This window comes from Pararhizobium capsulatum DSM 1112, from assembly GCF_030814475.1.
Lineage (GTDB): Bacteria > Pseudomonadota > Alphaproteobacteria > Rhizobiales > Rhizobiaceae > Pararhizobium > Pararhizobium capsulatum.
The window spans coordinates 2,090,438-2,102,763 of sequence record NZ_JAUSVF010000001.1 but is presented as its reverse complement, the minus strand read 5'-3'; the positions used below and the strand labels follow the sequence as shown (position 1 = coordinate 2,102,763).

Genomic DNA, 12,326 nt, shown 5'->3' with positions numbered 1-12,326 from the left:
ATCCGGCATCACCCAAAAACCTGTTTGAAACCCGCCTCAAGTTGGCGGGCTCATTCCAAAAGGGCTCAGCGGTAAGGCGAGTCCATCGCGATGTTGCGGGCGATTTCACGCTCCCAGCGGTCGCCGTTCGAGAGCAGACGGTCCTTGTCGTAGTACAGCTCTTCGCGCGTCTCGGTGGCGAACTCGAAGTTCGGGCCTTCGACGATCGCATCGACCGGGCATGCCTCCTGGCAGAAACCGCAATAAATGCACTTCACCATGTCGATATCGTAACGGACCGTGCGGCGGGTACCATCGTTGCGGCGCGGGCCGGCTTCGATGGTGATCGCCTGTGCAGGACAGATCGCTTCGCACAGCTTGCAGGCGATGCAGCGCTCTTCCCCGTTCGGATAGCGGCGCAGTGCATGTTCGCCGCGGAAACGCGGGCTGATCGGCCCTTTTTCAAAGGGATAGTTCAGCGTTGCCTTCGGTGCGAAGAAATAGCGCATCGACAGAAAGAAAGCGCCCACGAATTCCTTGAGGAACAGCGAACTGACGGCTTGTGTAAGACTTGCCATCATCAACCTCCAAACGAGCCGGTCTGGGAGAAACCGGCGATTGACGAGAAACCGAGTGCGGACATCAGGCCCACACCACAAGCTTCAACGTGACTGCAACGATAAAGACCATGGCGAGCGAGAGCGGCAGGAACACCTTCCAGCCCAGGCGCATCAACTGGTCGTAGCGGTAGCGCGGTACGAAGGCCTTCACCATGGCTATCATGAAGAACACCATCGATGCCTTGAGGATGAACCATATGATACCCGGAACCCAATTGAGGAACCAGACATCAACCGGAGGCAGCCAGCCGCCGAGGAACAGGATCGTCGTCAGCGAGCACATCAGGTAGATGGCGGCATATTCGCCGAGCATGAACATCATGTACGGGGTCGAGCCATACTCGACCATGAAGCCCGCGACCAGTTCGGATTCCGCTTCGACGAGGTCGAAGGGCGGACGGTTGGTTTCAGCCAGCGCCGAAATAAAGAAGATGATGAACATCGGGAAGAGCGGCAGCCAGTACCAGTCGAGGAACGAACCCGGAAGGCCCATCATCGTGCCGAGGCCGTCACGCTGCGAATTGACGATGTCCGTCAGGTTCAGCGAACCGACGCAAAGCAGAACGGTGACGATAACGAAGCCGATCGAGACTTCGTAGGACACCATCTGTGCCGCCGAGCGTAGCGCCGAGAGGAACGGATACTTCGAGTTCGACGCCCAGCCGCCCATGATGATGCCATAAACTTCGAGAGAAGATATGGCGAGCACATAGAGGATGCCGACGTTGATATTCGCCATCACCCAGTTTTCGTTGAGCGGAATGACCGCCCAGGCGGCAAGAGCCAGCGTCACGGAAACGAGCGGAGCGAGAAGGAAAAGCGCCTTGTTGGCGCCGGCCGGGATAACCGGTTCCTTGAAGACGAACTTCAAAAGATCGGCGAAGGACTGGAAAAGTCCCCACGGACCCACCACGTTAGGTCCGCGGCGCATCTGCACGGCAGCCCAGATCTTGCGGTCGGCCAGCAGAATATAGGCGATGAAAAGCAACAGCGCGACCAGAAGCAGAAGCGACTGGGCGACCATGATGATGGCTGGCCAAACATAGGTCGAAATGAAAGCGTCCATAGTCTCTTAATCTCCCGCGCTCATTCCGCCGCAGCTTTGAAATTGTTGCGTGCCAGGGCCGAACATTCGGCCATGACGGCGGACGCGCGTGCTATCGGGTTCGTCAAATAGAAGTCTTTGACCGGAGACGCAAACACCGATTTCGTCATCCCACCTGCTTTTTGCCCAAGGGCTTCGATTTCGCCCGACGTACCTGCGAAAATCGCATCGACATCGGCGAAATGCGGATGTTCCTCGTACAGTTTCGTACGCAATTGCCCAAGCGAATCAAATGGCAGGCGCTTGCCTAGAACATCGGACAGTGCGCGCAGGATCGCCCAGTCTTCGCGGGCGTCGCCCGGCGCAAAGCCGGCACGGTTGCCTATCTGGACGCGGCCTTCGGTATTGACCCAGAGGCCAGACTTTTCAGTGTATGTAGCACCCGGCAGGATGACATCGGCGCCATGGGCACCGTTGTCGCCATGCGAGCCGATGTAGACGGTGAAACCTGTAGTCTTGCCGGAGAAGTCGATCTCGTCGGCGCCGAGCAGGAAGAGAACGTCGGTCCCGGTCAGCATCTCAGCTGCCGTCTTGCCGCCCTCACCCGGCACGAATCCGAGATCGAGACCGCCAACACGCGAAGCCGCTGTGTGAAGAACCGCGAAACCGTTCCAGTCATTGTTCACAGCGCCAACGGCTGAAGCAAGCTTGGCAATGGATGCGAGAACGGCAGCACCGTTGGCACCCGAAATCGCGCCTTGCCCGACGATGATCATCGGACGCTCGGCCTTCTTCAGCGCATCGAGGAAGCCGACCTTGCCGGCAATCAGGTCGGAAAGCGTATCCGTACCCGCGCCAAGGTATTCGTAAGGGTAACGCAGCTCAGCTTGCTCGCCGATCACGGCGATCGGCAGACCGCCCATGCGGTAACGCTTGCGCAGGCGGGCGTTGAGTACAGACGCTTCATAGCGCGGGTTCGCGCCGACGAGGAGGATCGCGTCGGCTCGTTCGATTCCCTGGATCGTCGGGTTGAATATGTAGCTGGCGCGGCCGAACGATGGATCAAGCGCTGCGCCATCCTGACGGCAGTCGATATTGGCCGAGCCGAGCGATGAGATCAACGCCTTCAGCGCGAACATTTCCTCGACCGAGGCCAGATCGCCGGCAATCGCGCCGATCCGGTCGCCGGTGGTCTTCGAAACGGCAGCCTCGATCGCAGCGAAGGCTTCGTTCCAGCTTGCAGGACGCAGACGACCATCCGTCTTCACGTAAGGACGGTCGAGACGCTGGGTCTTGAGGCCATCCCAGATGAAGCGGGTCTTGTCGGAGATCCATTCTTCGTTGATCTCTTCATTGACACGCGGCATAACGCGCATCACTTCACGGCCGCGGGTATCGACCCGGATCGCGGAACCGACGGCATCCATCACATCGATGGATTCGGTCTTGCCGAGTTCCCAAGGGCGAGCGTTGAAGGCGTATGGCTTGGAGGTCAGCGCGCCAACCGGGCAGAGATCAACAACATTGCCCTGCAGCTCGGATGTCATCGCCTGCTCGAGATAGGTGGTGATCTCGGCGTCCTCGCCGCGGCCGATCAGGCCGAGTTCGGCGATGCCGGCCACTTCCGTGGTGAAGCGGACACAGCGCGTGCAGTGAATGCAGCGGTTCATCACGGTCTTGACCAGCGGGCCGATATACTTGTCTTCGACGGCACGCTTGTTTTCGTTGTAGCGGGTCGAATCGACGCCGAAGGCCATCGCCTGGTCCTGCAGGTCGCATTCGCCACCCTGGTCACAGATCGGGCAATCCAGCGGATGGTTGATCAGCAGGAATTCCATGACACCCTCGCGGGCCTTCTTGACCATCGGCGTGGTTGTGAAGACTTCCGGGGCTTCGCCGTTCGGGCCGGGGCGAAGGTCGCGCACGCCCATGGCGCAGGAAGCGGCGGGTTTTGGCGGCCCTCCCTTCACCTCGATCAGACACATGCGGCAGTTCCCGGCAACCGAAAGCCGCTCGTGAAAACAGAAGCGCGGAACTTCAGCGCCGGCTTCTTCGCACGCCTGAAGCAGCGTGAAATGATCCGGAACATCGATCTCTTTTCCGTCGACTTTCAGCTTTGCCATCTTAGCACTCAATCCTGTCCTTCGTCCGCCGCCTTTGAGGCCACGGACAGATAATCCAAGGTCACGAAGACCTTTGTCGAGGATGCCCTTGGCAGGCCCTCCCCCGAAATTTCCTTCAGCCCTTTATCAGGGTCTTTGCACTTTCAACCCAACCGTCGCGGGCAATCCGTCCGCTGAAGCCGAGCTGTTCGTCCACCCGCTGCACATCCTTGGTCGTCCAGCGCGCAATATCCTGGTAGCGCTGGATGCCCATGCCGTTCAACACCTGCTCCAGCTTCGGGCCGATGCCCGCAATCTTCTTCAAGTCATCCGCAACAGTCTCGACCACCCGAGCGGCCGGTTTGTTGCGTTTCGGCTTGACTGTCTTCTCGACCGGATCGGCCCTTTCGACAGTTTCCACCTTTGGTGCCTTCACCGGAGCCGATTGCGTCGGCTGATGAACCGGCGCGGTTTCCGCTCCGGTCGTCCCTGCCTTCTGCGCCGCCTCCGCCATGCCCTGCATCGCCCCGAACATGACACCGGCAAAATGGCTGGTGACGCCAAATCCGATCGCAGTCGCTGCCGCCATGGCCGCCACCGGATGCTGCATCAGCGGATGAAGCGATGCCACCGGCACCTCCTTCAGCCACTCGGTCATCCCGAACGGATCGTCAGCCGAACCGAAAGCGGACGAAGGGTCGGCGCCGGCATCTGCCGGTCCCGTCCCTTTACCGTTTTCTTCTTTCGGCCCAACCATGATTGTTACTCCGCCGCCTCCAGACCCGCACCATGCGACGAGGAGTTGCGCGTATATTCGTCGATGCGCTTTTCCATTTCCGGGCGGAAGTTTCGGATCAGGCCCTGGATCGGCCATGCAGCCGCATCACCCAGCGCACAGATCGTATGGCCTTCAACCTGCTTCGTCACGTCGAACAGCATGTCGATCTCGCGCTTCTGGGCACGCCCCTGAACCATGCGTTCCATCACGCGCATCATCCAGCCGGTGCCTTCGCGGCAAGGCGTGCACTGGCCGCAGCTCTCGTGCTTGTAGAACGCTGCAAGGCGCCAGATAGCCTTGATGATATCGGTCGACTTGTCCATGACGATGACAGCGGCCGTTCCCAAGGACGACTTGACGTCGCGCATGCCGTCGAAATCCATCGGCGCATCGACGATGTCCTCGGCCCGAACGACCGGGCAGGACGAGCCACCGGGGATCACGGCAAGCAGGTTATCCCAGCCGCCGCGGATGCCGCCACAGTGGCGCTCGATCAGTTCGCGGAAGGGAATGCCCATCGCGTCTTCGACCGTGCAGGGGCGGTTGACGTGACCGGAAACCATGAACAGCTTGGTGCCGACATTGTTCGGACGACCGATGCCTGAGAACCAGCCGGCGCCGCGACGCAGGATGGTCGGTGCCACGGCGATCGATTCGACGTTGTTGACGGTTGTCGGGCAGCCATAGAGGCCCATGTTAGCCGGGAACGGCGGCTTCAGGCGCGGCTGGCCCTTCTTGCCTTCCAGGCTTTCGAGCAGCGCGGTTTCTTCGCCACAGATGTACGCACCGGCGCCGTGGTGGACATAGATGTCCATATCCCAGCCGAGCTTGTTGTTGATGCCGAGAAGGCCCGCGTCATAGCACTCGTCGATCGCAGCCTGCAGCGCTTCGCGTTCGCGCATATATTCACCGCGAACATAGATGTAGGCGGTATGCGCGCCCATGGCGAAGCTCGCGATCACGCAGCCTTCGATCAGCGTATGCGGATCGTGGCGCATGATATCGCGGTCCTTGCAGGTGCCGGGCTCGGATTCGTCGGCGTTGACGACGAGGTAATGCGGACGGCCGTCGCTTTCCTTCGGCATGAAGGACCACTTGAGACCCGTCGGGAAGCCTGCACCGCCACGGCCGCGCAGACCGGAGGCTTTCATCTCGTTGATGATCCAGTCACGACCCTTTTCGAGGATCTGCTTGGTACCATCCCAATGACCACGGCTCATCGCGCCCTTCAGGGACTTGTCGAAGATGCCATAGATATTGGTAAAAATGCGATCTTTATCGTCGAGCATGGTTCACCTGTCTATCGCGGCTTCTTGCCGAAAACTTTGATGTATTCGGCTTCGCCGCCCTTGGCCAGCGCCTTGGCTTGCTTGACCCAGTCGTCCCGGTCGATGCGGCCCTTGAAATTCAGGTAGCCATCGACCCATTCGCGTTCGGCCTTCTTCCAACCCGCGACCTGCGCGAAGGTGAAGATGCCGAGTTCGTGCAGAATACCTTCGATCTTCGGACCGACGCCCGAAACCAGCTTCAGATCATCAACGGCGGCAGGACGCTCTATGCCGGCAGGACGGTTCTTGTCTTCAAGGGAAGGCTGCGCTGTCGCGCCAGCTTTATTGGCCGGCGGTTCGGCAACAATGCCTGTATCCTTGTTCTCGCCTTCAACCTTGGCATTGGCAGCAGCCGCCGCCTTGGCGGTCGCCGGCGTCTTCACTGTAGGATTGGTCTCATCGGCGGCAGTCTTTGCACGTCCGGCGTTTGACGGAGGAACCGGTGCGGCATCGGCAACCACAGGAGCAGGAGCTGCCTCGGTGACCTGATTGCGCTGGATTGCCGGCTGCGTCGCCAAGGTCGTCACGCCGCCAACCGGAGCGGAGTAAATACGGTCGATCTGCGGACCTGGAGCAACGTCCTTGCCCTTGCCTGCATCGAAACGGTCGATGATGTATTCTAGCTGCGGAACCGTCAGGTCTTCGTAGCTGTCCTTGAAAATCATCACCATCGGCGCGTTGACGCAGGCGCCCTGACATTCAACTTCTTCCCAGGAAAGCGTGCCGCTCTCGTTCGGGGTCAGCGGCTGCGGATGAATACGCTTCTTGCAGAGGCTGATCAGCTCTTCCGAGCCACGCAGCATGCATGGCGTCGTGCCGCACACCTGAATATGGGCGCGCGTGCCGATCGGCTTCAGCTGGAACTGCGTGTAGAAGGTCGCGACTTCGAGGACGCGGATATACGGCATGTCGAGCATGTCCGCGACCGATTCGATCGCGGCCTTTGTCACCCAGCCGTCCTGTTCCTGCGCCCGCATCAGAAGCGGGATAACGGCGGACTGCTGACGGCCTGCCGGATATTTCTTGATCGTTGCCTGCGCCCACGCCACATTCTCGCCCCTGAAGGCAAAGCTTTGTGGCTGGACACTATCCTCGGCTAGTCGACGAACGGACATAATTCCCGAACCCTATCAGTTAATCGAACCGCACCGCGACTTCGTCAGGGAGACGAATTCGCAAGCATAGGCCGACTTTTCTTTCTGCAAAAACACGATGTAGCGCGTACCGTTCTGGACGGCCGCCCTGATCTCGTAACCCTTGACGAGCAGATTGCCCATGCCGCTTTCGGCCGAGCTGCTGACGTCGTCCGACGACGCCACGCCCGTATCCTGGGCCAGCGCGGAACCTGCAATCAGCACGCCGAGAAGCGAGAGGGCAACAGGACGCATCAACGGTCCACCTCGCCGAACACGATATCCAGCGAGCCCAGAATGGCCGAAACGTCAGCCAGTTGGTGACCCCGACAGATGTAATCCATAGCCTGAAGATGCGCATAACCCGGAGCCCGGATCTTACAGCGATACGGCTTGTTGGTGCCGTCGGATACAAGATAGACGCCGAATTCGCCCTTGGGTGCTTCGACGGCGGCATAAGCCTCGCCGGCCGGCACATGGTAACCTTCGGTGTAGAGCTTGAAGTGATGGATCAAGGCTTCCATCGACCGCTTCATCTCGCCACGCTTCGGCGGCACGATCTTGCCGTCGAGCGACGAGACCGGACCGATCTTGGCGTCGCCCAGCAGGCGATCGACGCATTGGCGCATGATCTTGGCGGATTCACGCATTTCGATCATGCGGATCAGGTATCGGTCGAAGCAGTCACCGTTCTTGCCGATCGGAATGTCGAAATCCATCTGCGAATAGCATTCGTAGGGCTGCGACTTGCGCAGGTCCCAGGCAGCGCCCGATCCGCGCACCATGACGCCGGAGAAGCCCCAGGCCCACGCGTCATCGAGCGTAACGACGCCGATATCGACGTTGCGCTGCTTGAAGATGCGGTTGCCTGTCAGAAGCTCATCGATATCGTCGACGGTCTTCAGGAACGGATCGATCCACTTGCCGATGTCCTCAACAAGCTCGTGCGGTAGATCTTGATGGACGCCACCCGGACGGAAATAGGCCGAGTGCATGCGCGCGCCGCAGGCACGCTCATAGAACACCATCAACTTTTCGCGCTCTTCAAAGCCCCAGAGCGGCGGCGTCAGCGCACCGACGTCCATGGCCTGCGTCGTGACGTTCAGAAGATGAGAGAGAATACGGCCAATTTCCGAATAGAGAACACGGATCAGCTGACCGCGGATCGGAACCTCGGTGCCCGTCAGCTTTTCGACGGCCAGCGCAAAGGCATGCTCCTGGTTCATCGGCGCCACGTAGTCGAGGCGGTCGAAATAGGGAACGGCCTGCAGATAGGTCTTAGTCTCGATCAGCTTCTCGGTACCACGGTGCAACAGGCCGATATGCGGATCGACGCGTTCGACAAGCTCGCCGTCCAGCTCCAGCACCAGACGCAAAACGCCGTGCGCCGCGGGATGCTGGGGTCCGAAATTGATATTGAAATTGCGGACGTTGTGTTCGTTCATCGCATCGCTCCAAGCCTTGACACCGCCCAAACGGCGGCACCGGCTTCTTTTCCTTACTGCTTCGCTTTTTCATCACCCGGTAGAACGTAATCCGTTCCTTCCCAGGGCGACATGAAGTCGAAGTTCCGGAATTCCTGCTTCAGTTCGACGGGCTCATAGATCACGCGCTTGACTTCATCGTCATACCGCACCTCAACGAAACCGGTCGTCGGGAAGTCCTTGCGCAGTGGGTACCCTTCGAAACCATAGTCCGTGAGGATACGGCGCAGGTCCGGATGGCCTGTGAACAGGATACCGTACATGTCGTAGGCTTCGCGCTCGAACCAGTCAGCGCCCGGGTAAACCGGACAGGCAGACGGAACCGGCTGATCTTCACCCGTCGCAAGCTTGATGCGGATGCGCAGGTTCTGCTTCGGCGACAGCAGGTGATAGACCACATCGAAACGCTCGGCGCGCTGTGGCCAGTCCACGCCACAGATATCGATGAAGCTGACAAAACCGCAGCGGGCATCATCCCGCAGGAAAGTCAGGAGTTCAATCACGCTTTCAGCATTGGTTGTCAGCGTCAATTCGCCGAAAGTAACGGCAGCGTCAGTCACCAATGCGCCGCGCATTTCGCGGACATAGGCGGAAAGCTCGTCGAGGGCTTCACTCATCGTTCTGGTCCCCTGCCCTTAGCGCTCGATCGTGCCGGTGCGGCGGATTTTCTTCTGCAGCAGAAGCACCCCGTAAAGGAGCGCCTCCGCCGTGGGAGGACAGCCCGGCACATAAATATCGACCGGCACGACGCGGTCGCAACCACGCACCACCGAATAGGAATAATGATAATAACCGCCGCCGTTGGCGCAGGATCCCATCGAGATGACGTAACGCGGCTCGGGCATCTGGTCGTAGACCTTGCGCAGGGCGGGCGCCATCTTGTTGGTGAGCGTGCCGGCAACGATCATGACGTCGGACTGGCGCGGCGAAGCGCGCGGCGCAAAGCCGAAACGCTCGGCGTCGTAACGCGGCATCGACATCTGCATCATTTCGACCGCGCAGCAGGCAAGACCAAAGGTCATCCACATCAGCGAGCCGGTACGGGCCCAGTTGATCAACTCGTCCGTAGAGGTGACCAGAAAGCCCTTATCGGCGAGCTCATTGTTGATCTCGCCGTAGAACTTGTCGTTGCTACCGATCGGCTTGCCGGTCGAGGGATCGATGATCCCCTTCGGCGCCTGGGCAACAAGTGGGGTGGTGGTTGCTACTCCCATTCGAGCGCTCCCTTCTTCCATTCATAGATAAAGCCGATGGTCAGAACACCAAGGAAGACCATCATGGACCAGAAGCCAAACCATCCCAGATCCTTGAACGAGACCGCCCAGGGAAAGAGAAAGGCAACTTCCAGATCGAAGATGATGAAGAGAATCGACACCAGATAGAAGCGGATGTCGAATTTCATGCGCGCGTCATCAAAGGAATTGAAGCCGCACTCATAAGCCGAGAGCTTCTCGGAATCGGGCGCCTTGTAAGCCACGGCAAACGGCGCGATCAGCAGGGCAATGCCGATAACGAGAGATATACCGATGAAGATCGCGATCGGAATATAGGAACCGAGAAGGTCTGTCATTGTATCCGTCCCTGCCTGCAGCGGGCGCTGGAGAAGCGCGAAAGCCAAAAAGCCGCAAGCCGAAAAATATGTTGCAACGCACGTGTGGTTAGCGCAGCCCGGGCTGCGGTGCAAGCCTTGAGAAAGGTTTTCACCCCCTCAAGCCGAAGGAATGGAGCCCAGCCAAAACGTAGCACCCCCGGCAGGCGGGCGCAAACCCCGAAAAATCGGCGACCCTCGCGTCAGCAAGCGGGCTCCGGGCGAAAAGAAACGATACTTCTGAGCGTACGGATGGCCAAAATGTCGCAGCCCGGCCGCACCGCACCCCGCAGACGACTCACGGATGGAGTTTTCGCGCTGCGAAACCATTCTCTCGCATGAGAAAACAAGGTCGCCATAAGGAGATCACAATCTGGCATCGGCATGACTTCCCGATATGGCTGCATTTCATTGCGCTCTGCGACCAAGCGAGGCGCCCTGCGTCGACGACAAATCAGCCCCTATGCCCCGCGCTACCGCCAACTCTAGTGATCGACGGTTTGCAACCTAGGCGGTAGACATCCCACAGAAGGAGAGGTCGCATGATGCCTATAACGATTCGCATCCAGGCGTTGGGATTGGGAGGCGCCATCGGCGAGCCTGCATTGCTGACGACAATCGGCCTGCGGGAAACCCTGCTGATGGCGCTGAACTACGACGAAGCGCGCGTCAATTTCGTCTGCCGGCAGGTTGAAGAAGCAGGAACCTACGAGCTTTGCGACCAGGCCGCAGAATCAACCTATCTGATCGAAAAGATTCTGCACTCCTGAGAACAGCCCTGATCGAGACCGGCGGCTGTACCTTCCAGGTGCTGGTCATTTTGCAGGACGACATGGACGCTGCTGTGGTCCGCCCCCCACCTCGCGGAGGAAAAGCACGACAGTGCCTTGCCTTGAGGTCCCAGCGGGATAAACTTCCTCCATTGCGCATGTGCGCCTGCTACCCATCGGTTAGCGGAGGCCGATATGGAAACGACACAATCTCCAGCAGAGATCTATGATCACGTCTTTGACGCTGTCATGATGAGCATTGATGGCGACTGGATCGAAATTCACCTGCAAGCCGATGTGGACGACCAGTCCGTCGGGCTGAAAGGTGATTATCGAACGGCCGAGGGTGAAACGCTCGATCTCGACGTGCGAAAGCTCGACTACTCCGTTTCCCGCGCCATTCGTGATCTCAGTCGAATCATGGCCGACACCGAGAAGTCCGGTTGGACGAAGGCTGTCTTCCTGCTGAAGCGGTCGGGTGAATATGCGGTTCACTTCGAGTGAAGCCAGGGTTGCAGCGGAGACAGAACAACTTGCCCTAAGGCAATGACTCCAGAGGAAAAATGGCGCGAGTGACGGGGCTCGAACCCGCGACCTCCGGCGTGACAGGCCGGCACTCTAACCGACTGAGCTACACCCGCGCACTACGGATACGATCTCTGGAATTGCGTTTTTCAACGCTTGCCTTGAAGTGGCGCGAGTGACGGGGCTCGAACCCGCGACCTCCGGCGTGACAGGCCGGCACTCTAACCAACTGAGCTACACCCGCACTTCATTCCAGGCATTCCAGATGCTTTCGCATCCTTGTCGAACCGGCTGACCGCTTCGATGAGCGGCTAACTACGGGGTTCGTCTTTTGGTGTCAAGCAGGTTTGGAGACAAAACAATGACAGCCGACAATTTGTTTCCACGGGCGCGCTTTTAGAGATCGGCAACCCGCGCCTGCACATTTAGATGAGGCTTATTGCGTCAAATGGTGCGGACTTTATCCACAGCAGCAAGAACGATACGGAAAAAATGGCGATCCGCGGCAGTAAGCCCCTCCCTTCCATCAACACCATATTCTCGCCCGTGCATTGCGCCATTCTTTCTCGGCACCTTTCTGTCGTCCGGCCCTCAATCCGTCACAGCCGAGATAAAAAAGTCAAAAAAATTGCAACGACGCTCTTGCGGTTTTCGCACGATCCGCATAGATCACGGCCATCGACGCGGCAGGCACATCAGCCCTGCTTCGCGGCGGGCGATTAGCTCAGTTGGTAGAGCGCCTCGTTTACACCGAGGATGTCGGCGGTTCGAGTCCGTCATCGCCCACCATTTTTCCCATTACAACAGACCTGTTTATGCGCGCACGAAGCTCGTGCCTGCGGTGTTTTGGCGAGCGGAACGCCTCGGTACATGATTCTCCTGAAAGTTTGCTGGACGGATGATGTCCGGTCTGTCAGAAGCCCAAATGGGCGCGACTGCCGTTATCTATAGAACGGGGTCGGGCGACCGATTGA

General features: G+C 59.0%; 13 protein-coding genes and 3 tRNA genes. 3 read left to right on the top strand and 13 right to left on the bottom strand.

The window, feature by feature from the left end:
- Positions 1-65: 65 nt before the first annotated feature.
- The 11 genes from nuoI to QO002_RS10050 form a co-directional block, all read right to left on the bottom strand.
- The gene (gene nuoI, locus QO002_RS10100) at positions 66-557 is read right to left on the bottom strand and encodes an NADH-quinone oxidoreductase subunit NuoI (protein WP_307233306.1); all 492 of its coding nucleotides are present in this window, start codon (positions 555-557) and stop codon (positions 66-68) included.
- A 64-nt stretch (positions 558-621) separates the two neighbouring features.
- Complete coding sequence (gene nuoH / locus QO002_RS10095) at positions 622-1,665, bottom strand: NADH-quinone oxidoreductase subunit NuoH (protein ID WP_307229187.1); 1,044 nt, start codon at positions 1,663-1,665, stop codon at positions 622-624.
- A 20-nt stretch (positions 1,666-1,685) separates the two neighbouring features.
- Complete coding sequence (nuoG, locus tag QO002_RS10090; RefSeq protein ID WP_307229186.1) at positions 1,686-3,767, bottom strand: NADH-quinone oxidoreductase subunit NuoG; 2,082 nt, start codon at positions 3,765-3,767, stop codon at positions 1,686-1,688.
- Positions 3,768-3,882: 115 nt separating this feature from the next.
- Complete coding sequence (locus QO002_RS10085) at positions 3,883-4,503, bottom strand: helix-hairpin-helix domain-containing protein (protein WP_307229184.1); 621 nt, start codon at positions 4,501-4,503, stop codon at positions 3,883-3,885.
- Positions 4,504-4,508: 5 nt separating this feature from the next.
- On the bottom strand, positions 4,509-5,813 hold the full coding sequence (gene nuoF, locus QO002_RS10080; RefSeq protein WP_307229182.1) for an NADH-quinone oxidoreductase subunit NuoF: 1,305 nt from the start codon (positions 5,811-5,813) through the stop codon (positions 4,509-4,511).
- An 11-nt stretch (positions 5,814-5,824) separates the two neighbouring features.
- Positions 5,825-6,967, bottom strand: coding sequence for an NADH-quinone oxidoreductase subunit E (locus QO002_RS10075; protein WP_307229180.1), 1,143 nt, complete (start codon positions 6,965-6,967; stop codon positions 5,825-5,827).
- Between the two features lie 15 nt (positions 6,968-6,982).
- On the bottom strand, positions 6,983-7,240 hold the full coding sequence (locus QO002_RS10070) for a hypothetical protein (protein WP_307229178.1): 258 nt from the start codon (positions 7,238-7,240) through the stop codon (positions 6,983-6,985).
- Complete coding sequence (locus QO002_RS10065) at positions 7,240-8,430, bottom strand: NADH-quinone oxidoreductase subunit D (RefSeq protein ID WP_307229176.1); 1,191 nt, start codon at positions 8,428-8,430, stop codon at positions 7,240-7,242. The genes QO002_RS10070 and QO002_RS10065 overlap by 1 nt, the downstream gene beginning before the upstream one ends.
- Positions 8,431-8,483: 53 nt before the next feature.
- Positions 8,484-9,086 carry an NADH-quinone oxidoreductase subunit C gene (locus QO002_RS10060; protein ID WP_307229174.1) on the bottom strand — a complete coding sequence of 201 codons (603 nt, stop codon included), beginning with the start codon at positions 9,084-9,086 and terminating at the stop codon, positions 8,484-8,486.
- Between the two features lie 18 nt (positions 9,087-9,104).
- Entirely contained in the window at positions 9,105-9,683 is a 579-nt protein-coding gene (locus tag QO002_RS10055) for a NuoB/complex I 20 kDa subunit family protein (protein WP_307229172.1), read from the bottom strand.
- Positions 9,674-10,039: an NADH-quinone oxidoreductase subunit A gene (locus QO002_RS10050; protein WP_307229170.1), complete on the bottom strand. Its 366-nt coding sequence runs from the start codon at positions 10,037-10,039 to the stop codon at positions 9,674-9,676. Before QO002_RS10050 ends, QO002_RS10055 begins: the two co-directional genes overlap by 10 nt.
- A 560-nt stretch (positions 10,040-10,599) precedes the next feature.
- On the opposite strand from QO002_RS10050, the gene QO002_RS10045 reads away from it, so the two are divergent.
- Positions 10,600-10,827: a hypothetical protein gene (locus QO002_RS10045; protein ID WP_307229167.1), complete on the top strand. Its 228-nt coding sequence runs from the start codon at positions 10,600-10,602 to the stop codon at positions 10,825-10,827.
- 195 nt (positions 10,828-11,022) lie between these two features.
- Positions 11,023-11,331, top strand: coding sequence for an antitoxin YezG family protein (locus QO002_RS10040; protein WP_307229165.1), 309 nt, complete (start codon positions 11,023-11,025; stop codon positions 11,329-11,331).
- Positions 11,332-11,391: 60 nt separating this feature from the next.
- Here QO002_RS10040 and QO002_RS10035 read toward each other — a convergent pair.
- Both QO002_RS10035 and QO002_RS10030 read right to left on the bottom strand, forming a co-directional pair.
- Positions 11,392-11,468: transfer RNA gene (locus QO002_RS10035), tRNA-Asp, on the bottom strand.
- A gap of 51 nt (positions 11,469-11,519) precedes the next feature.
- Positions 11,520-11,596, bottom strand: a tRNA-Asp gene (locus QO002_RS10030).
- A 469-nt stretch (positions 11,597-12,065) separates the two neighbouring features.
- Between QO002_RS10030 and QO002_RS10025 the strand changes: the two genes are divergently transcribed.
- A tRNA-Val gene (locus QO002_RS10025) sits at positions 12,066-12,141 on the top strand.
- Positions 12,142-12,326: the final 185 nt, after the last annotated feature.